Genomic DNA, 21402 nt, shown 5'->3' on the forward strand with positions numbered 1-21402 from the left:
CCCGCTGACCGGCTCTGTCAGCACTCTTGGCGAGGCATGGTCGAACGGCCCGAGCAACAGTCTCGATGATGTCAGGTCGCGCCGCGCATCGGTCGACCTGCTGCCGCAGGCGATCGCTTCGGTTCCGCGGACCACATCGGGCAGGACTCAGCGGGTAGCACTCCGTCCTGCAGCACCCAACGCGCTACCTGGGCGTCGCCTCGTGGGCCGTGCAGACATGACCAGCGGATGCCGGCCGCGCCACCCGGCCGAAGTGCACGACGGGTTCGGCGCGCACCTCAAGCCGGACTTGGCGAGTGAGGAACCCCGACGGCCAGCACGTGTCCGCGTCGACCACTGCACCGGCCAGCTGTGCTCCGTGCAGGTCGGCATTGCGCAACGTCGCGTTGCGCAGGTCCGCCTTCCGCAGGTCGGCACCGACGAGCGAAGCGTTGGCGAAGCTTGCGCCGTGCGCGTTCGCGCCTCTCAGATCGGCGTTCCCGAGATCGGCGTACGACATGTCGGTGCTGTGCAACGTCGCATGCTGCAGGTCGACCCCGGCAAGGTCCGCGTCGCGCAGGGTCTTCCCGCTCAGATAGAACCCTTGCATGCTGTGGCCCGTGTAGTCGAAGCCGGTCAGGTTGTTCTGCAGGCTCACCGCGAGCCGAAAGGCTGCGTTGTCGCTGAGCTGGGCCTGTCGCGCGGCGGCCTGTTCGGCGTTGTCTGCCGCCTGGTTCTTGGCGTCGTCGATCGAGAGCTGGACGAAGAAGAGGGCGAGGGTCACCACCGCGCCGCTGATCATCCCAGCGCCGAGACCACGAGTGCTCTCCGATGAGGACTTCCACGTCATCAGCAGGATTCCGGCGGTGGTCAAGACGAGCAGGAGGATGAGGGTGACCAGTCCCGGATGATGCTCGAACCAATACTTGAGGGGGTTCTCCGTTGACACCGATGCCGTCGACTCCACTCCGCGCATCACAGCTCTCCTCCTCAGAGACGTGAGACCTGCCCCTACGACAGGCCCAGTCATCGATGTGCTGGCCGGCAGGTCCCGAAGGCACCTGGCCGAGTCGGATCGGCGCGCGTCCAGTCAGCCTCAGCCGTCGGGCCGGATCACACAAGTGTCGACCGCAGGGAGGCACGGCGGCGGGCGGCCCGCCGCCGCATACCGCCCGTGGCCTACTGGCTCGATGACCGCAGCCACTCCAGAACGGCCAGGACTCTGCGGTTGTCGCCAGCGTCGGTCGTCAGGCCCAGTTCCTGCAGCAGATGGGCGATGTGTCGCTCGACTGTCTTCACACTGAGATGAAGCTCGTCGGCGATGCCGACGTTCGAGCGGCCCAAGGCCATCTGCTCCAGCACCTCCCGTTCTCGAGCGGTGAGCCGATCAACAGCGTTGCGCTGTCGGCCCTTGGTCAGTAGCCGGCGCACGATGCTCTCGTCGATGACGGTCCCGCCGCTGGCCACCCTGGCAAGAGCGTCGAGGAGCACGCCGAGGTCGTTCACCCGGTCCTTCAGCAGGTAGCCGATGCCGCTGGCGCACTCCTCCAGCAGTGTGGCGGCGTATGCGGTCTCGGCGTAGGTGGACAGGACCAGCAGCCCCATGGCCGGGAACGACGACCGTGCCGCGATGGCGGTCCGGATCCCCTCGTCGGTGTAGGTCGGCTGCATGCGGATGTCGATGATCGCAGCGTCGGGAGCCTCGGCTGCGGATCGCAGCCGGGCCAGCAGCTCCTGCCCGTCGCGCGCCCGAAGGGGGACATCGACGGCGGCCGCGGACAGCAGCCTGGCGAGGCCGTCGCTGAACAGGAACGAGTCGTCGCAGATGGCCACCCTCACGGCATCCCCCGTTCGACCGCTGATGTTGCCGCTGGCCGACGTGCCGGTCGGTGGTTGCGTCCGTCGGTCAGGAAGGCACACCGAGATCGCGCCATCGTCGCATCGACGATCGCCACCAGCACACAGCGCGGAAGCTCCCGCCCGGCCTCGGAATCGCGGGCGGGGCTCGGCGGATGCGGTCTCGGCACCTCGTGCAGAGCCGTCATGCTTCCCTCCACCCTTGATCCAGGCAGCATCCACCCGCATCGGCCCGACGGTCCACCCGAGACAGTCCTCTGGTCCAGCGCCCACGTGGACAGGCAGGAGTCTGCGTGTGTGTCGACTTCATCATCGTCGCGGACCCTGCTCGCTCCTCGTAGGCCATAGCTGACATGTCGATGGTGTCCGGGCTCGTCGACCGGAATGCCGGACGCGCGGGTGCACGGGGCCATCCTTCGCGTGGGTGTCCCAGACCGGAAGAGGGATATCCCCCAACTCTTCACCGGTGTCGGTCCGGGTGCGAGGAGACAGTCCGAGGCGAGGAAGACCGCGGCTCGAAAGCGGCGGTCTCCTTGGGAGCGAGTTGTTCCTCCGTGACGGGAACTGCTGTCACTCGGGCCCCGGTGCGGGCATTCTGGAGGTATGCCGACGGGCATGTCACGACGCGTTCTGGCGATCGGCTGGATCACGGCCACGTCTGTCTTGGGTCTGTGGTCCGTGTGGCCTCGCATCGTCATGACGCACGGCCATGGGTGGGCTCGGCTGATCGTGGCCTTCTCCTTCGCGTTGTCGGCCTTGCTGCTGTCCGGGGAGCACGGGCAACGAGGCAACGCTCGACTGTTGTACGCCCTGACGATCGTCTACCTGCTCGACCAGCTCGGGTTACGGGACATCGGGCCGCTGGAGCCTGTCTCCATGCTCGCGGGCGGCTTCGTGACCGTCCTGGGCTTCACCGTCCTGCTGCGGTATCCGCTGGACGCACTTGACCGCTGGTCCGAACGTTTCGTCCTGACCTTGGCGGCCGCGGCGGCACTGCTTCAGGTCGCGCTGCTCGTCACCGGGCGGTGGCCATGGGATCGGCTCGGCGTATCCGGTCTTCCGAGCGGACTTCCTCATCAGACACTCTTCACCGGCCTCTTCCACATCAAGACTGTCTGGGGAGCAGTCTCATTCGTCGTCTTCCTCGGCCTGCTGATCCGTCATTGGCGGTCTCTGGTTCGCCTCGACCGTCGCACCATCACGCCTCTGATCCTCGCCGCGGTCGTCGTGGGGGCGCTCTCGATCGTCGACGCGGTAGCGAACATCGCCAGCGTGCCCGGCGCCCTGCTGATCGGTGAGGTGCGCGGATACAGCATCGCGCTGCTCGCCGCTGCCTTCGCGGCCTGCGCCCTGCGCAGTCGCCTGCAGCTCAACGCCATCGCCGGCTTGGCCGAGGACCTCAGACAGCCGGTCACAACGCGGCAGATCCGCGATGCGTTGCGGGACGCTCTCGCGGACGACAGCCTGGTCGTCCTGTTCTGGGTCGACGAGCACGCCAGGTACGTCGACGGAGCGGGTCAGCCCGTCGAGGTCCCGAGCCCACCGGGGCGACTCGTCTTCGAGGTCACCGACCGGGCTGGACGTCCGCTCGCCCTGTTGGTCACCGACCCGGCATTGGCGAAGCACGGCAATGTCGTCGCGGCGGCGGTGCGGATCAGTGAGATGGCCCTGGAGAACGCCCGTCTCGAGGTCGGGTTGCGCACCCAGCTCCTGGTCGTGCAGGAGGCTCGAGAACGGCTGCTCCACGTCGGACTCGCACAACGCCGCCGGCTCGAGCGGGATCTGCACGACGGCGCTCAGCAGAGGCTTCTCGGCTTGGGGCTTCGCCTGGCCGCGATCGAGGCCACCGCCGACCAACCCGCCACCGTGGACGCCGTGAAGTCAGCGCGACAGGAGCTCCTGTTGGCCCTGGAAGAGCTGCGCGACCTCGCCCATGGCCTCTACCCCGCGATCCTCACCCAGGGAGGACTCGCTCCGGCGCTCGAAGACGCCACCGAACGACTGTCCCTCGATGTCACGCTGAACGTGCCCGCTCAGCGTTGGCACCCGGACGTGGAGAGCACGGCATACCTGATGGTGTGCGAGGCACTGGCCAACATCGTCAAACACGCAGGTGTCTGCAGCGCCACCGTCACGGTGACGAGCTTGGACCGCGACCTGGCCGTCTGCGTGGAGGATGACGGGAAGGGGTTCAGTCTCGACCAACAGGCCGACGCGCTCGCGGGGATGCGGGATCGGCTCGCCGCGCTGGGCGGCCACCTACGCATCACCAGCACACCCGGCAAGGGCACGCGCGTCGAGGCTCGGATCCCCGCCGCTGAAGGCGCACCCCGACCGGGCTGAGCGTGGGTCAACGCAAGCGATGGGCCCGGCGAGGCCGATCCAGGGCCCCCCACCGGCTTGGTCGTCCTGGATTCCTGGCGGTGCCGCCGGGGACCGACGACACGTGCCTCGCCCTCGCATTCACCCCTGGAAGTGCCACTCCTGGTTGGCGCCGCCCAGACAGTCCCAGACGAAGACGTTCGCGCCGTCGGCGGTGCTGACACCCGATACGTCCAGACACCGTCCGCTGGAACGCAGGACGACGGCGTAGTCGTCCCTGCCGCTGTCGGCAGGCACAAAGCTCCACTCCTGGTTCGTCTGCGCCGCGCAGGGCATCTGCCTCACGTTGGCCGAGTTGTAGGAGCCGCCGTCGGCGACGTCGAGGCATTCCCCGCTGTTCCGTGCGACCAGCTGGAAGTAGCCGTTGCGAGAGGGCCGAGGGGTCCACTGCTGGTTCGTCGTCCCATGGCAGGTCCACTGCTGGATGTTTGTTCCCGCCGCGGTCCCGTATCCGGTGACGTCCAGGCACTTGCCGCTGTGCGCGGCAACCATCTCGTGAACGCTGTACTGCGAAGCAGGCGACCCGGAGTCGTCACATGTTGTGTAGTTGGCGCCGAAGGCGCCCGACCCGTTGCCATGCACGTTGTCGTTCACCACGAACTGGACCGGCTCGGTGGTCGTTCCCGTGTTGGTGAGAGCACCGGTGCTTCCGATGTACTGCCAAGGGCCGGCGCCGACCCTGCCCACCAGGCTGTCCGCCCGTGCAGACGGCGCCGGGTAGCCCGCACCGCCGACCCAGGTGAACCCGCCCGGGCCGTTCAGCCCGATGAGCAGGTACCCCGCCCAGATCGCTCCGGCACCCTGCACGGCGAGGCTGCGGCCGGGAGTCAAGTAGGTTCCCGTTCCGACGCCGCTCGAGCCCTCCGGCACGTTCACCGTGTTAGTGCCGCACAAGGTGACATCTGAGGCCATGGCGTGGGGGGCCCCGAGCATCCCTGCGCCACCCAATGTCAGCACGGACGCGGCGACCGCCGCAGACAATCTGTCTCTGGGTCTCATGTCGTCCTTCACCTTCCTGTCGTCGAACCCCGGTGGTCGTGAGCGGGTCCCTGCCTGGCGCTGCCGCGACGAGCCGCAGGCGCAGACTCGATGCTGTACCGGATCCGCTCGTGAAGCGGGCCGCACTGCCGGTGACCCGACAACGGACATGGCGGCGACGTCTGCCGTGGGCTGGGCCGATGTCGACCTTCGGGGGCGGTCCAGCGTGGGAGGGGCCTGTTCACCAGAGGAGTCCCAGCTGACGGGCCCCGGGAGGGTTGGCCATGGCCTGATGGGCGCCACTGACGCGTAGGGCACGAAGGACGCTCCACGATCCGGTGGCCTCGCCCCACTCAGGTGCTGCGATGGGTGCCACCGCGCTGGGTGCGCACGGTGTGGTCGACACAGGCACGACGTCCCCCGAGCAGGTGTTGTGATGATGCGAGCCGCGCGGGGGCGGCTTGATCGGCCCTTGGCGCCCAGTCCGCTGGGCGCCAAGGGCCGCGTCCGGATTGGCGCCCGGTCAGCGCACGGCCGCCACGGGCACGGCCTCGACGACGGCCGAGCCGGCGTAGGTGCCCAGGCCGTAGTTGAAGGAGTTGCACACGACCGGGATCCGCTGCCCGGCGGTCACGGTGACGGTGTCGGTCATCGTGGCCGTGCCGTAGATGCCTCCGGTGCCGGGGTTGCCCGCGGTGCCGAAGACGCCGTCGTTGCCGCCGCCGGGGTAGGCGGCGCAGACGATCTGGTCATGGGAGGAGATGACGGCGGCGACCGTGGCCGTGACCAGGTAGGTGCCGGCCGGCAGGGGCGCAGTCTGGGTGAGGGTGGTCGGGCTGGACTGCGGCCCCAGGACCATGTCCTGGTTGACGACCTTCCCCTGGTAGACCGCCGACAGCTTCGTCACCTTGGCCGCTTGGACGCCTGCCACGCCGGCTCGGTGACTCGCGTGAGCGCTCGCAACGGTCGCGGACGGAGACGCCGAGGCGAAGGTGGGGGTGAGGGTGGCGGTCGCGGCAACGGCGGCGATGGCCGCGCCGACCTTGATGGTGCTGCGCACATTCATGATGCTTGCCCTTCGGCTGGACCGGTCGTGCGGCCGGGATCTCGCTGTGCGTCCGGGGACGCGTTGACACAAGACAGCGTGCTCGGGACGCCGGTCAGGCGCCTGCATGCCTTCCCTACATGTGGGTGGGGGTTATCCCTCACCCTCCGGAAGACCAGGGCGGTTCAGAATATGGAGGTGATTCCCGTTGGAGCAGACGGTGGCGGCAGCGCTTGGGGCCCTGGACCTCCGCCCTTGCAACGGAGCGCGATCCATGGCGTCAAGCCATGCCGTCCCGTGGGTCGAATGGATGTGCTGACAGCCGAGTCCCTCATCGGTGTCGCTTCGGGTTGCCGTCGTTCGTGGTGTAGGTAGACGGTGGCCGGCAGGCCATCTCTGGAAGGGGGATCATGGCCGGGAACCCACCTTCTGATCGGGAGACGTCGTGAAGCTTCTTCTCACGTCCGGGGGCGTGACGAACCCGAGCATCCGCAACGCGCTGGTGGACTTGCTGGGCAAGCCCATCGCTGCCTCCTCGGCACTGTGCATCCCCACGGCGCAGTGGGGGCACCCGATGTGTGGGCCCGGTTCGGTGCGCGGCATCGTCGCCGGCGAGCCCCCGTGGGGTGGGTTGGTGTCCTTGGGGTGGAAGTCCCTCGGCGTTCTCGAGCTCACGGCACTGCCCAGCATCGGCGAGGAACGTTGGCTTCCGTGGGTTCGCGACACCGACGTCCTGCTGGTGGACGGCGGCGATGCGACCTACCTCTGCCACTGGATGAGGCGGTCCGGGCTGGCCGACCACCTGCCGACGCTGCCCCGGACGGTCTGGGTCGGAGTGAGCGCCGGCAGCATGGTGATGACCCCACGGATCGGTGACTACTTCGTGGAATGGCCCTTGGCGCAGGACGACAAGACCCTCGGCGTCGTCGACTTCTCGATCTTCCCCCACCTCAACGTCTTTCCCGGCAATACCCGTGCCGAGGCGGTGCCGTGGGCCGCCGAGATCGGGGGCGCGGCATACGCGATCGACGACCAGACCGCTATCACGGTGGTGGACGGCCACGTCGAGGTCGTCAGCGAGGGGCACTGGATGCTGCTCTCGTAGCGGTCCACATCGCGTCATCAGCTCCACTCCATGGTCCTCCCGCACCTGCCGCAGACAGCGAGGATGACTGACGACGTGTGACGCAAAGACTGCGGTTTCGCGGCTACAGGCTCAGTTCACGCGCGGCATGACGCGTCATGCGTCCCAGGGCTTGCAGGCGGGCCTGGTCGCCGCGGTCGTCTGGCCCCCACAGACACAGAACGGCCAGGGGTTGACCCAGCGATCCGAAGATGGGAGCGGCGACGCCCCACGAATCGTCGTTTTCCAGTTCGCCTCGGTAAAGGGCATACCCTCTGGTGCGGATGCGGTCCAGCTCGGCGTGAAGGTCATCGAGCCGGGTGATGGTAGCGGCCGAGTATCTCGGTGGATGAGCCCCAAGAATACTTTCGACGCGTTGCGGCTCGATGAAGGCGAGGAACGCCTTCCCCATCGATGAGGCATGCAAGTGCACTCGCTGCCCCAGCCATGACTCCTCGTGGGCGACGGCGGGTATCACTTCAGCGGTGTAGTGGACCTGATCGCCGTCAACGATGCCCAGGCATGCGGTTTCACCGGTCTCGAGGCTGAGGCGTTCCAGGACGGGTTGGGCCGCCTCCACCAGACTATCGCCGCCCACACTCGCTCGCAGCTGCAGCAATGTCGGGCCCAGGGAGAACCAGCCGTTTCGCTGGTCGCGCATGACCATCCCCTGGCTCTCAAGAGTCATCAAGAGCCGCCAGGCAGTCGTTCGCTGCAGCCCGCAGCGGTGTGCGAGGGCAGCCGCGCTGCAGTCGGAGCCAGAGGACGCCGCGACCGCTCTGAGCAGCTCGACCGACCGCTCCACGGCCTGCACATGGCCTGATCCTGGAGCATCCCGTGGCCTGGCCACCGCTTCACATCCGTTTCCACGAAGATTCGCCTGCGTTCGCGATCCGGGCCGAGCTGACCGCATCGCGAACTCATACGTTCAAGCTTGTGCGGCAGCGTAAACCCCGAACACCCCCCTGTCATGAGCCAGGTGCCCATGGAGACCATGACACGGTGAACGGCGGTCGTCGCCTTCCCAACCAGGCCTGGTCTCTCGTGGTCGCGCTGTGCGCGGCCTCCACCGTCGACTGGTACCTCCTCTTCGTCGTCTTCTGGATCGCGGCTCAACGCGAATGGTCCGGTCTGCAGACCGCCGTCCTGGTCTTGGCCACGAGAGGACCCACCCTCCTCGGAGGCCTGCTGGGGGGACGTGCCGTGGACGCCTTCGGTCCCCGCGCCATGATGCTGGTGGACGCGTCCGCGCGAGGGTCACTATGTCTGGTGCTGGCCGCCGCTGAACTGCACGGGGAGGTGTCCTACCGCCTGTTCTGCCTCGTCCTGGCCGGCTGCGCGGCAACCTCGCCCATGACCTACGCCGCCGCCCGCACATTGATGCCGCAGCTGGTCCCGGACGCGCAGATCGCCCGCGCCAACACCATGCTCTCCCTCGCAGACCAACTGCCGATCATCGTGTCTGCGCTGATGGCCGGGCCTGTCCTGGAATGGGCACAGGGCTCCACGTTCGTGGTACCGGCCATCCTGATGGCTGGGGCGGGCGCTGTCGCCTCGCGTCTGCCCACTCCGGGGCCCCTTCGGCGGGGCCCCGAACCTGCTCCGACGCGGGCCGTCCCGATCTGGTGGTTGCCGTCGGTCACCGCGCTGGTCGCCCTATCGACCGGCTACTTCTTCGTCTACGGACCGTTCCAGCCGCTCTTGCCCAGGCTGGTGGAGACCAACCTGGATGGCGACGCCGGCACCTACAGCCTGATGCGCGTCCTCCTCGGACTGGGCTCGCTGACCGGACTTCTGCTCGCACCGCGGCTGTGCATGCTTGACCGACCAGGAGTCGTCAACGCCAGCGGCGCCATCCTCTACGGTGCTGTCCTTATTCCCCTCGTGCTGACCCATTCCGCGTGGGTGGCCTGCATCATCTACGCCGCCTCAGGAATCGTCTGGGGACCCTACGCAACCGTCGAGTCCACCGCTCTCTACCACTGGACCCCTGCCGGTATGCGAGGACGCGTGTTCGGCACCCAACGCGCCCTGACCATCACGGCCGTTCCTGTCGGAGGTGCACTCGGCAGCCTCGCGCTCCATCGCTTCTCGACCTCAGAGATCCTCACCACCTCAGCCATCGCGTGCAGCCTCATCGGAATCATCGCCCTGCTCACACCAGCCATCCGTCGACGCACCCCCGGGACCAGCACACCACCGCGCGCCCAGCACCGCCGACCGACACACGGTAGGACGCCGTTCAGTCGCGCAAGCGACGCGCCGGACCCACCCTGATGACCGCAGCCTGCGGCACCCCACTTCAACTCTGTCTTATCCGCAGGCGGCGGATGAGACGCACCTTCTTCCGGGCCCGAGGGGACTTCGACGGCCTGGTCCACGACGGCGTGGACACTCGCGCTGGCGACCTCTCGCTCTGGATGCGCAACTACGGCCGGCACGGCGCCACAATCGTCCCCCGCTGGGCAGGCATGGGACGTCGCCTGGACGCTTCCGCCTACCGACACGACAGCAGCAGGGGGCGATTGTCACCAACCTGTGGTCAAGAGAGGACAGACGACCGACCTGTCGATGGATGCGCACGCCGGCTCGCCCGCTGACAATCTATCGGGAGAACTACGAGAAGGGGCCGGTTCGCTGATGCTGATCGCCGAGCCAGGCCTCCGCGTCGGCCTTGGTGAGGAAGTCGGCGTGACTTTGACCTGATGGTCGACCTACCACCGCGCAACTCGAAGTTCCCCCGGAGAACCACCTCAGGGTCACGCCAGGGTCTCAGGCCGCGGGTCCACGAACACGTCGAGCTCGAGCTCGACGGTGCCGCCATACGGTGACAGGTCGGTAATGCCTGCGGCGGCAAGCACGTCGACGTCGAGGAACGACCTTCCGGTGGTCGTCCTCGACGGCTGCGTAAGCACCTCGATGGCCGCATCGGCCATGATCTCCGGTGTCCGCGACTTCTCCATGACATCCTCGCCGCCGAGCAGATTCTGCACTGCTGCAGTTGCGATCAGGGTCTCGGGCCAAAGGGTGTTGGAGGCGACGCCTGCCTCGCGGTACTCCTCGGCCCAGCACAGGGCGAGCAGAGACATTCCGTACTTCGCGAGGGTGTATCCCGGGTGGGCCGCGAGCCACTTCGGACTCATGTTCAGCGGCGGGGAGAGAGTCAGGATGTGGGGGTTTGTTCCCGACACAAGGTACGGAAGCGCTTTGGAGGTCAGCAGATAGGTGCCGCGGTGTTCGATCGACATCATCAGGTCGAACCGCTTCATGGGCAGGTCGATGGTCTTGGCGAGGTTGATGGCCGAGGCGTTGTTGACCACGATGTCGATCCCCCCAAAGTGCTCGACAGTCCTAGCGACCGCGTTCTCCACCGAGGCCTCGTCGCGGACGTCCCCGACGATCGCCAAGGCGTGGCCGCCGGCCGTCTCGATCTGTGTGGCGGCGGTGTGGATCGTGCCGGGTAGGCGTGGATCTGGGACATCAGTCTTGGCGAGGAGCGCGACGTTGGCGCCCTCCTTCGCAGCCGCGATCGCGATCGCAAGGCCGATTCCGCGGCTTCCGCCGGACATCAGGATCGTACGGCCGTCAAGTCGCTTGCTGTGTGCCATGGTCAGGACTCCTGGTGGACGTTGGGGTGCTCTGGGCGAAGCAGGGCTTCGACGACGTCGGTGTATCGCGTGGACTTGTTGGACGCGAGGACCGCGCCGACGAACCCCACATTCGTGCTGCCATCAGCGAGCCCGCCGACGGTCGACGAACGTGAACTCGCGCAGCTCAACCCGCACGCTCGGGTAGCGGCGGGCGACCCGGAGCCGGCTACCGCCCGGCCGCCGCAGCCACGCTGATCGTCGACACGTCGACGCAGAGCGAGGAACTGCAGGTCGTGGCCGCGGGTGCACCTCGAGACTGGCGAGACGCACCTGGCGGTAGGCCGTGACCGCATCGACGTCAAGGGTCTTCGCTTTCCACTTCCCGTCAGGCGTAACAGCTCAGCGGACGACCGTCGTTGTAGGCCACCATGTCCGTCAGTGCGGCGACGACATCGACGTGGCGGGTACCACCCGACAGGTCCGCGTAGGCGCGGTGCAGGTTGCCGACGATTCGTTCGCTGTCCAGCCAGCCGGCGTAATCGCCCAGGTCGGTCTCACGCGCGGCGTGTAGCGGGCTGACGCCCGCGGCCAAGCCGTCCTTGGCAGTGGCGAGCACGAACTCGAGGTAACCGGCCATGACCGGTATCAGCCCCGGATCACACGGCGCGCCGTGGCCCGGGACGATTGTCGTCGCCGGGAATGACGCCAGCACGGAGGTCAGCACGTCGAGCGCGCCGGACACCGAGCCCATGAGCAGGAACGGCGTCCCGCCGTTGAACAGCAGGTCGCCGCAGAAAAGCACCTTCTGATCGGGCAGCCACACCACGCTGTCGTTGTTCGTGTGTGCCGGCTGCCCGACGAAGCTCACCTCGAGTGGATGGACGTCAGACCACAGCCGCAGCCGATCGGTGAACGTGACGGTCGGTGGGCTGAGCGTCAGCTCGCCCCAGTCGACCGGGTCCCAGATCCCCAGGTTGCCGGGAATCCCGAACGCCAGCAGTTCGGTGCGGCAGTTCTCGTGCGCGACGATCGTGCCGGCGCCGACGATGCAGTTGCCGTATGTGTGGTCCCCGTGGTGGTGAGTGTTGACCAGCAGATCGATCGGCGCGCTGGTGACCGAACGGATGTGCCGCACGTACTCCCGCGTACGGCGTTCGGTCGAGCATGCATCGATGCTGATCACTGACCTGTCACCGACGACGAAGCCGGTGTTGTTGATGTACCAGGAACCGTCGGGCTGGATGTAGGCGAAGACCCGGTCGGCGACCTCGATGAGCTGGGGTGGGCCCAGCTGTGGGTGCTCGTGCGGGCTCGCGCTCATGACTCGACTCGCATGGTCGTCGTCGTCTTTCTGGTGTGATGAGGGTTCTGGGCTCCGTCGCGAAAGCCTGGCCACGGGCCACGGCACGATGCCGTCACGACACTCTCGATCGATCCGAGCCGCTCGATCGACAGCGACACCTGGTCGCCGGCAGCGAGCCAGGGGTACTGCTCGGGCGAGTGGCGCAATGACAGCTCAAGGATGCAGCCGCCCTGGCAGGTGCCGCTGCCGATGAGCGCGCCGCCCTCGACCGTGGAGTTCCACGATGCGTAGCTGAGCAGGTCTTCGAACGACCAGGTCGCCGAGGACCACAGGTCGTGCCCGTACTCGCGCCCGTTCACGCTCGTCGTCATGCGCAGGTCATAGCCGGTTCCGTTGCGGACATCGGCGAGCTCGTCGGGAGTGACCAGGACCGGGCCGAGCGCAGTAGCGAAATCCTTCCCCTTGAACGGCCCGAGACTGCCCTCCATCTCGGCACTCTGGAGATCGCGCGCCGACCAATCGCACAACACGAGGTAGCCGGCGATCGCGGACTCCGCCTGATCGGAGGAGACGGACTGCAGCGTGCGCGACACGATCGCGCCGACCTCGAGCTCGAAGTCGAGGCGTTGCGATCCCCCGGGGATCTCGACAGTGTCATGCGGGCCGCGAAACCCTGCCGCGTTGCTGAAGTACCCGATCGGTTGCCGATACCACGCCGCCGGCCCCTCAATGCCTCGGCTGCGCCAAGCAGGCTTGATGTGCTCCTCGAAGACCATGAAGTCGCGCATGGACGGCGGATCGACCGGGCGCAACAATGACAGCGAGTCCAACGGCACACGCGGGTAGCTAGAGGCGAGGATGTTGGTCCCCAGATCAGACAGAGACTCCAGGTGGTCCTGAACGGTCGACAGCGTGGGCGACAACACCGCCGTGTCGTCATCCACGAGCACACCGATCCGTGGACCGTCCGGAGTCGACGCTCGCACGAAGCGCATCACAGTCTCCTCGACGTTGTCGGTAGCACACGATGTGTGAGCACCGAGGTTCTTTGACATTCGTTGCTTGCTGCTCTGGGCGGGTCCAGCCTCCCGGCGTTCCCGCCAATCCGGCCACCGGTGGTGATGCTGGGCGGAACCGACGAGCTGATCATCGCACCCGTCGACGGGCGCCTCGCACTCATCGCCTCCGCCGAGGAACTCGCTTCCGTCATCGGGCGACTCCTTCGGTTCACGTTCGAACGACGGCCGGCTCGTCGAACGCCGGAGCTGTCAGTCATTCGGGATGATCGGTAGCAGTAGTCGTGAGGGTGTTGCGGTGCCTGTGTGGATCGTCGTCCGACCCCCGTAGACGTCTGCTGGGCGGTCGTGCGGATCGGTGTGCAGGAACGGGCCAGACCCCTTCGGCACCCACGCTCCCGAAGGATCGTCCGGAACAGACCGCTCGAAGTCGTGCCCGCTGACCTGCAAGGCGATGCGATAGCCCGCGGGAAGGACGATCGACGTCGGCCAGATCTCGACCTGCACCTCGTACACCTCGCCAGGGACCAGGGGCTGAATCTCGTCGTGCGTGTGGTAGGGCCGATCGGGACGGCTCTTCTCGGTGTCCAACTTACGCTGCGAGGCTCGCAACCACCCCTGGGCCAGCGGGGTGGCGGGGTCGACCGTGCCCTGAAAGTGGACCTCGCGTCCGTCCGGCGCGAAGGCCTGAAGAGTCACGAAGAGATCGGCGTCGGCCGTCGTCGATGAGATGAACAAGGTGGTGGCCAAGGGACCGGTGAACTCGGTCTCGACCGGCAACGGCTCGCTCAGGAACGTGACCGGATCGCCCAAGGCGTCGAAGGAAACCGAGGAATTCTCCTGTGGTTCGTCGGCCAGGTGCAGATCTGCGCCGAGAAACGCTTCGGTCCACTGCGTGCGGGCGAGCGGCCATTCGTCCTCGCCGCGCAGCTCGGTGTGCGCCGTGAACGGGCGGCGCAGCCGCAACAGCACCCGTGGCTGCTGGTCCCAACCGTTGTCCTGCCCCTTCAAGAAGTGGTCGAGGAACTGCTTCTGCAGATCCATGCCCTCGGCAAGGTAGAACCACTCCTCGTGCCGGCCGGGATGCATCTCCAGCCACTTCTGCGTCGACACCGCCTCGGTGAGGGCCTCGAAGTTGCCGCGGGGGTGCAGTCCGTAACCGGCCAGGCTCGCGGCGCTCAGGAAGGGGACGGTGATCCGGGTCCAGTCCGCGGAGCGCTCTCGGTACGACTGACCGTCCAGCGGGTTGTCGAGGGTCGATTGGAGAGGCGACACACGATTGGCCGCGAGCTCGTCCGCGGTGAGAGTCTCCGGGCCGGTGGCCGACTCGCCCAACCACGGATCGATCGGGCCGTTGGGGTTGCCGTGCTGAACCGGCAGGACCTGGCGCGCGTACCACGCCAACTGGAAGGCGTTGCTGACGATGCCACCGTGTCGAGCCTTGTCGCGGTATGCGTCGGCGGCGCCCTCCCACGGAATCATCGCCACCAGGTGCGGGGGCTGCAGCCCCGCCACAAGCCATTGCATGATCGCGTAATAGGAGATGCCGTTCAGCCCGACCTTCCCGTTGCTCCAAGAGCGCGTGCCCGCCCACTCGATCGCCTCGTAATAGTCACGAACCTCCCGAGGTGACTGCGGATCCAGGAACCCCGGGCTGCGGCCAGCGCCTCGCGAATCGACCCGGATCACCGCATAACCCCAAGGCACCCAGATCTCGGGATCGACGGTCTCCCAGGTCAGATACGACTGGCTGGAGCCCTGCAGAAGATCAGGGTGATTGGCCTGCATCCACTGCCATTGCGCACCGTAAAGGTCCTGCATGCGCACGCCTTTGCCGTACGGGCCCATCGTGATGATCACCGGCGCCGGAGCGTCATCCTCAGGGCGAAACACATCGGCTCGCAGCACGAGTCCGTCGTCCATCTCGATCGGCACGTCTCGCTCGATGATCATCGTCGTCCTTTCGTGGTCGGAATGTCCCAAGCGACTGCCAGGACGATGGCTCTCCATCACGAGGCGCTCTTCGAGCGACCACGACGAGGCGCGTGTCCGCGCGCGCCGAGTTGGTGCTGAAGCCAGCTGGTGGCCTCGGCCATGGTCTGGTCGTAATGGCCCATCGCGCAGTGGTCGTCGTGCGGGTAGAGCTTCAGCTCGCCGCGAGGAGCGCCGTACGCCAGATCGACGGTGTCCTGGGTCGGCACCAAGGTGTCGGAGTCGCCGTTGGTTGCCAGGATCGGGACCGAAATCTCGCGGTAGTGCTCGCGCAACGAGAGGGTTTTCAATCGGCGGCCGAGATCGAGCGGATTCCTTGCGCCGGTGGTCTTCTCCAACGTCGATGTCATGATCTCGGCCATGCCGAAGGAGGCGGCCGGCGCGAATGCGCGGTGGTAGGGGCCGCCGTTGGAGACCACGGCTTTGAGGCGGTTGTCGCGCCACGCCATCCGGGTCGACCAGTGCGCGCCAAAGCTGATGCCCATCATGCCGAGCCGTTCGGCATCGACACGCGGATGGGTAGCCATGTGGTCGATCACCGCGCGGTAGTGGCGCTCGGAGTTCGTCGACATCGGCTGGCGGTAGGAGAAGGTGCCCGGCATCTCCATGAGGAACAGCGCGGTGTCCGGGGGTCGGTGATGCATTGCCGGCAGTGCGATCTCCTCGATCGTGCCCTCGAGGCCGTTGGTGATCAGGATGGCGGGCGCCTTCTCGACGTGCGCTGGCAGGATCGCGCAACCGCTGACGGCATCGTCGCCGATGTCGAGGACGAACTTCTCGACCTCTACGCCCAGCGCGGGCGCCAACGCCGTCGCAAGGACGTCGAACACTCGACGCGAGTCTGCGTACGCCGCCAAACGCCGCGACGTCCAGCCTGGCCACGCCGCGGCGAACAGATAGGTGATGGCCTTGACCAGCGCGTCGACCGCGGTCACGGCGTCGGCGTCATCCGGGTGATCGGCCACGAAGGCGGCAGCTGACCGGCGCGTGCGATCGGCGAACAGCCGGGCCACGGGACTCAGAAGATTGCGCAGCCGATCGACGACCTCGTCGTTGCCGCGGTCGAGCAACTCCGCCGTCGTCGGGCCGCCCATCCGCACGAGGCAGACCTCTGCGCTCTTGATCTGCTCGTCTGCGAAGGCACGCCAGTAGTTGGTCCAGGGTTCATCCTCGAAAGAGCGGCATCCGGCCAACTGCCGCTCGAACACTCCGCGGTCGATGCCACCCATGTGGCTGAACCGGTCGACGAACAGTGCCGGCAGGAAGTAGCCCACGCCCCGCCGATGCGCGGCCCGCTCCGTCGTCCGGGTCATTCCCCGCAGGGTTACGTTCAGATCCTTCGTCCACCTCGGCACTGTGTTCACCTCTAGTTAGCGCCCTAACGCAACTCTGCTGCGTTAGCAGACTAGAGGTGATCCGCCATTAAGGCAACTTCGATGCTTTAGTGTGACGGTGTGGCTGTGACGAAGGACGGTGAACTCCAGTCGGCGCAGGTGCAACGGCGACCTGGCGGACGGTCGGCTCGGGTCCGCGACGCCGTCTTGCGCGCGACGATCGAAGCACTCGCCGAGATCGGGCTGCGGGAGCTCACTGTCAGCGAGATCTCGCGTCGCGCCGACGTCCATGCGACCTCGATCCAGCGTCGGTGGGGCTCGGTCGAAGCCGTCGTGCTCGATGCGCTGCTGGCATACAGCGAGGACCACCTCCCGATCCCTGATACCGGGCAGCTCCGCGGCGACCTTGTGACCTTCTCCATGCAACTCGCGGCCTACCTTGATGCACCGCTGGGTGACGCCCTGGTACGCGCCCTGGCCACGGCGCACGACAACTCGGTGCTCGCCGAGAATCGAGCGCGATTCTGGCGGGTGCGACTGGAGGCCACGAGCGTCATCGTGAACAGGGCGATCGAGCGGGGCGAGTTGCCGACCGGCACGGACCCGGGCTTGCTGTTGGAGCAACTCATCGCGCCGATCCACTTCCGGCATCTGCTCACGCGCCAGCCCGTTGACTCCGCTCGCATAGTGCAGATCGTCGATCTTCTTCTCATCGGCGCTCAGGAGCATCGCAGTCGGGATTGATCGAGTGGGCGCCACCCGCTGGTCAGTCGGCGTGACTGTCGAGTCCACCCACTCCGGCTCGATATCGCGGGTGCACCATGCACCCGCTACGGACCAAGCGTGTGCGCGCTGCCGTAGTCGGGACAGGGCTCCCTTGACGACAGTGGACTCATCCACCAGGGGTCCATAAGGGAGTTGATGGCAATGACGGCTCAGGTCACGAACGAGGTCGAGGAGTTCGACATCGTGATCATCGGTGCGGGGATCTCCGGGATCGGTGCGGCGGCATACTTCCACCGCGAGCTCCCCGGCAAGTCGGTCGTCGTCCTCGAAGGGCGCGAGAGCATCGGCGGCACGTGGGACCTGTTCCGCTACCCCGGAATCCGGTCCGACTCCGACCTGCACACCTTCGGCTACGAGTTCAAGCCGTGGCGCCACGAGAACGCCATCGCCGATGCGCCGCTCATCTTGGACTACCTGCGCGAGACGGTCACCGAGAACGACCTCACCTCGCTGATCCGGCTCGGTCATCGCGTGGTCCGCTCGGAGTGGTCCACCGAGGACGCGCAGTGGGCCCTCACCCTCGAGGTGACCGACTCCGCCACGGGGACTACCCGCACCACCACGGTCCGGACCGGTTGGGTCTTCGCCGCGACGGGCTACTACCGCTACGACGAGGGCTTCTCGCCCGAGTTCGCCGGGCGCGACGATTTCGCCGGCGTCGTCGTCCACCCACAGCACTGGCCCGAGGGGCTCGACTACGGCGGCAAGAAGGTCGTCGTCATCGGCAGCGGCGCGACCGCCGTCACGATGGTGCCGTCGATGCTCAAGGGCGACGGGGCCGCGGAGCACGTCACGATGCTGCAGCGGACACCGACGTACATCATGTCGATGCCCCGCGTCGACGGGGTCGCGCTCAGGCTCACCCGGCTGCTCGGCGAGGAGCGGGGGTATGCCGCGACGCGCTTCAAGAACATCTGGATGGAGCGGGCGGTCGTCAAGGGCCTGCGCGCCTTCCCGAAGGCCGGCCGGGCGCTGATCCGCCGCGACAATCGCAAGCGGCTGCCAAGGGGCTACGACGTCGACAAGCACTTCAACCCCCCGTACAACCCGTGGGACCAGCGCCTGTGCCTCGCACCCGACGGCGACTTCTTCGCAGCCATCTCACGGGGCGACGCCTCGGTCGTCACCGACAAGATCGTGCGGTTCACCGAGCAGGGCATCCTGCTGGAGTCCGGTGAGGAGCTGCGGGCCGACATCATCGTCACCGCGACCGGACTCAACATGCGGCTCTTCGACGGTATGCCGATCGTCGTCGACGGCTGTCCCGTCGACATCACCAAGAGCGTCGCCTACCGCGGCATGCTGCTGAGCGGCATACCCAACTGGGCCATGGCCATCGGCTACACGACCTCCTCGTGGACGCTCAAGGTCAGCCTCATGTGCCGCTACTTCATCGATCTCGTCCGCCACATGGACGCGCGCGGCTACGACCAGGCCGTCCCGGTCGCCGTCCCCGGCATGGAGCACCGACCCGTCATGGACCTCCAGTCCGGCTACGCCAAACGGGGCGCCAAGGTCCTGCCGAAGCAGGGTCCGTCGGCCCCCTGGCGGATGGCCATGTCCTACCAGGAGGACGCCAAGGCGCTGCGCGGCCCGGTGGCCGACGAGCACCTCCTGTTCAGCCGTCGCCAGCCCGCGGTCCGCCCGGTTCGGGAGGCGGTGGCCGCCCATGTCTGAGCAGCCGACCCTCGACGGGACCGACCAGCACGTCCAACTGCTCTCCGGCGTCCGGATCTGCTACCGGAGCTACGGGCAGGCCTCGGACCCAGCCATCCTGCTCGTCTCCGGGCTGGGCGAGGACCTGACCTCCTGGGGCGACGGCTTCGTCGGGGCCCTCGTCGGGCACGGCTTCCAGGTCGTCGTCATGGACAACCGCGACGTCGGCCAGTCCACCTTCATGACGACGCCACCGCCCTCGACCTGGCGGCAGGCGCTGGCCGTGCCCAGGGAGGACGCCTACTCCCTGGCCGACATGGCCCAGGACTGTGTCGGCGTGCTGGACCACCTCGGGATCGCCCAGGTGCACCTCGCGGGTCGGTCGATGGGCGGGATGATCGCCCAGACGATCGCGGCCAAGCACCCCTCGCGGGTCCGCTCGCTCACCTCGATGTACTCGACGACCGGCGCCAAGAAGGTCGGCCGGCCCGCCCTGTCGACGATGGTCCTCCTGCTCGCGGCGTCGCCCCGCTCACGGACGGCCGCGGTTCGCGCCCACCTGCGCATCACCGCGCACGTCGCGGGCCGGGGCTACCCCATCGACGACACCCAGGAGGCTGCGACCGCGGCCCGTGGCTGGGACCGTTGCGCCGGCGACCAGGCTGCCGGCGTGGCCCGGCAGATCCAGGCCATCCAGCGCAGCGGCGACCGCACCGCCCAGCTGCACCGGATCACCGCGCCGACGCTGGTCATCAACGGAGACCGTGACCTCCTGGTTGCGCCGAGCGGCGGCGCCGCCACGGTGGCCGCCATCGCCGCGGCCCAGCACGTCGTCATCCCGGGCATGGGACATCACATCCCCGACGCGCTCGTCGCACCCATCACCCGCTACATCGCCCAGCACGCGGAGCGCGTCGGCGCAGGAGGTACTCATGTCGGTCTCTCGTAAGCAGCCTCCGGCCCCGGTCGTTCAGGGGCCGGCGCCGACCCGGACGTCCGTCGACGTCGTCATCGTCGGCGCCGGCTTCGCCGGCCTGAGCGCCGCCGAACGCCTCGTGTCACGGGGCTGCTCGGTCCTCGTCCTCGAAGGCCGCGACCGCGTCGGCGGACGGTCCCTGACCGGCGAGGTGGCCGGCATACCAGTCGACTTCGGGGCGACCTGGGTGGCGCGGCGGCACACCGCCGTCCGCGAGCTCGCCGACCGCGTGGGGTGCGAGACGATTCCGCAGTATGCGGCGGGCCGCCAGGTGGCGATCATGGGCGGGCGCCGATACACCTACAAACACACGATTCCCACGCCATCGCCGATCGCTCTGCTCGACATCGCCCGGATGCAGCTGGCCATGGAGTCCCTGATGCGGACCGTCGACGTCGACGCCGCCTGGACGTCCAAGGACGCCGCCCGGCTCGACTCGATGTCCTTCGGCGAGTGGCTGGAGCGCAAGCGTCCGCACCGGTCGACCCGCGCCCTCATGACGCTCGTGAGCAAGGTCCAGTGGGGCTGCCTGCCCGCGGAGGTGTCGCTCCTGCACGTGCTGCGCTACACCAAGGCAGCCGGCGGGCTGGACCATATGCTCGACGTCGAGGGCGGTCAGCAGCAGGACCGGCTCCGGGAGACGACCCAGGAGATCACCATGCGGCTCGCCGAACGGCTCGGGGACCGGGTCGTCGTGGGCGCGCCGGTGCGCAGCATCACCCAGCACGACACAGGCGTCACGGTCGCCACCGACTCCCTCGAGGTGGAGGCCCGGTACGCCATCGTCACGGCCGCCCCCGAGCACCGTGCCGACATCGCGTTCAGTCCGGCGCTGCCGGCGCGTGCCGAAGGTCTCAACCGGACCTGGCGCATGGGCGCACTGAGCAAGGCGTTCGCGGCATACGAGACGCCGTTCTGGCGAGAAGGCGGCCTCTCCGGGGAGGCGCTCACCGACACCGGACCCGTCTTCATCACCTTCGACGTGTCGCCAGAGGCGGGCCCGGGGATCCTCATGGTGTTCTGCGACCCCACCGTCTTCGACGGCTTCACCGTCGCGGAGCGTCGCGACCGGGTGATCCCCCAGCTCGTCGACCTCTACGGCGAACGGGCTCGTAGGCCGCTCGACTACGCCGACCACTGTTGGGGCACGGACGAGTTCGCGCCGGGCGGCCCCAACGCCGCCGTCGGTCCGTACGCCACGACGGCCTACGGCAGCGCCCTGCTCGAACCGCACGGACGCATCCACTGGGCCGGCACCGAGGCCGCCGGGGAGTGGGCCGGCTCGATGAACGGTGCCGTCCTCACCGGATGGCGGGCCGCCGAGGCGGTCCACGGACGACTCGTCGAGACGACCGACCGGGTCGTCGAGGCGTCCATGCGGTAGT

At 67.6% G+C, this 21402-nt stretch carries 17 protein-coding genes; 7 read left to right on the forward strand and 10 right to left on the reverse strand.

Translation table 11 applies throughout. The annotated features are described in order from the left end of the window. Positions 1–184: 184 nt before the first annotated feature. Positions 185–955, reverse strand: a complete 771-nt coding sequence (locus tag BN12_RS23305; RefSeq protein WP_162233010.1) for a pentapeptide repeat-containing protein — start codon at positions 953–955, stop codon at positions 185–187. Positions 956–1158: 203 nt separating this feature from the next. Further along, positions 1159–1818, reverse strand: a complete 660-nt coding sequence (locus tag BN12_RS00880; protein ID WP_048549627.1) for a LuxR C-terminal-related transcriptional regulator — start codon at positions 1816–1818, stop codon at positions 1159–1161. Positions 1819–2439: 621 nt separating this feature from the next. On the opposite strand from BN12_RS00880, the gene BN12_RS00885 reads away from it, so the two are divergent. Then, entirely contained in the window at positions 2440–4179 is a 1740-nt protein-coding gene (locus BN12_RS00885; RefSeq protein ID WP_048549628.1) for a sensor histidine kinase, read from the forward strand. 120 nt (positions 4180–4299) lie between these two features. On the opposite strand, the gene BN12_RS00890 is transcribed toward BN12_RS00885, so the two are convergent. After that, positions 4300–5094, reverse strand: a complete 795-nt coding sequence (locus BN12_RS00890; protein WP_162233011.1) for an RICIN domain-containing protein — start codon at positions 5092–5094, stop codon at positions 4300–4302. Between the two features lie 625 nt (positions 5095–5719). Continuing rightward, positions 5720–6262 (reverse strand): hypothetical protein, encoded by a 543-nt coding sequence (locus BN12_RS00895; RefSeq protein WP_157635274.1) that lies wholly within the window; start codon positions 6260–6262, stop codon positions 5720–5722. Positions 6263–6686: 424 nt separating this feature from the next. Between BN12_RS00895 and BN12_RS00900 the strand changes: the two genes are divergently transcribed. Further along, positions 6687–7346, forward strand: coding sequence for a Type 1 glutamine amidotransferase-like domain-containing protein (locus BN12_RS00900; protein ID WP_048549631.1), 660 nt, complete (start codon positions 6687–6689; stop codon positions 7344–7346). Positions 7347–7449: 103 nt separating this feature from the next. On the opposite strand, the gene BN12_RS00905 is transcribed toward BN12_RS00900, so the two are convergent. After that, entirely contained in the window at positions 7450–8178 is a 729-nt protein-coding gene (locus BN12_RS00905) for an IclR family transcriptional regulator (protein WP_048549632.1), read from the reverse strand. A gap of 188 nt (positions 8179–8366) precedes the next feature. On the opposite strand from BN12_RS00905, the gene BN12_RS00910 reads away from it, so the two are divergent. Further along, positions 8367–9641, forward strand: coding sequence for an MFS transporter (locus BN12_RS00910; protein WP_162233012.1), 1275 nt, complete (start codon positions 8367–8369; stop codon positions 9639–9641). Positions 9642–10123: 482 nt separating this feature from the next. On the opposite strand, the gene BN12_RS00915 is transcribed toward BN12_RS00910, so the two are convergent. From BN12_RS00915 to BN12_RS00935, 5 genes are all read right to left on the reverse strand, one after another. After that, a complete protein-coding gene (locus BN12_RS00915; protein WP_048549634.1) occupies positions 10124–10972 on the reverse strand; it encodes an SDR family oxidoreductase in 849 nt (282 codons plus the stop codon). 367 nt (positions 10973–11339) lie between these two features. Further along, positions 11340–12275, reverse strand: coding sequence for an MBL fold metallo-hydrolase (locus BN12_RS00920; protein ID WP_048549635.1), 936 nt, complete (start codon positions 12273–12275; stop codon positions 11340–11342). Further along, positions 12272–13252: a fumarylacetoacetate hydrolase family protein gene (locus BN12_RS00925; RefSeq protein ID WP_048549636.1), complete on the reverse strand. Its 981-nt coding sequence runs from the start codon at positions 13250–13252 to the stop codon at positions 12272–12274. The genes BN12_RS00920 and BN12_RS00925 overlap by 4 nt, the downstream gene beginning before the upstream one ends. 273 nt (positions 13253–13525) lie before the next feature. Further along, positions 13526–15226, reverse strand: coding sequence for a CocE/NonD family hydrolase (locus BN12_RS00930; protein ID WP_048549637.1), 1701 nt, complete (start codon positions 15224–15226; stop codon positions 13526–13528). Between the two features lie 56 nt (positions 15227–15282). Beyond that, positions 15283–16578, reverse strand: a complete 1296-nt coding sequence (locus BN12_RS00935) for an alpha/beta hydrolase family protein (protein ID WP_048549638.1) — start codon at positions 16576–16578, stop codon at positions 15283–15285. Between the two features lie 141 nt (positions 16579–16719). On the opposite strand from BN12_RS00935, the gene BN12_RS00940 reads away from it, so the two are divergent. From BN12_RS00940 to BN12_RS00955, 4 genes are all read left to right on the forward strand, one after another. Beyond that, positions 16720–17343 carry a TetR-like C-terminal domain-containing protein gene (locus BN12_RS00940; protein WP_235432264.1) on the forward strand — a complete coding sequence of 208 codons (624 nt, stop codon included), beginning with the start codon at positions 16720–16722 and terminating at the stop codon, positions 17341–17343. Between the two features lie 183 nt (positions 17344–17526). Beyond that, positions 17527–19062, forward strand: coding sequence for a flavin-containing monooxygenase (locus BN12_RS00945; protein ID WP_048549640.1), 1536 nt, complete (start codon positions 17527–17529; stop codon positions 19060–19062). Next, complete coding sequence (locus BN12_RS00950; RefSeq protein ID WP_048549641.1) at positions 19055–19990, forward strand: alpha/beta fold hydrolase; 936 nt, start codon at positions 19055–19057, stop codon at positions 19988–19990. The genes BN12_RS00945 and BN12_RS00950 overlap by 8 nt, the downstream gene beginning before the upstream one ends. Continuing rightward, positions 19974–21401 (forward strand): flavin monoamine oxidase family protein, encoded by a 1428-nt coding sequence (locus tag BN12_RS00955; protein WP_083454309.1) that lies wholly within the window; start codon positions 19974–19976, stop codon positions 21399–21401. Before BN12_RS00950 ends, BN12_RS00955 begins: the two co-directional genes overlap by 17 nt. Position 21402: the final 1 nt, after the last annotated feature.

This window comes from Nostocoides japonicum T1-X7, from assembly GCF_001046855.1.
Lineage (GTDB): Bacteria > Actinomycetota > Actinomycetes > Actinomycetales > Dermatophilaceae > Nostocoides > Nostocoides japonicum.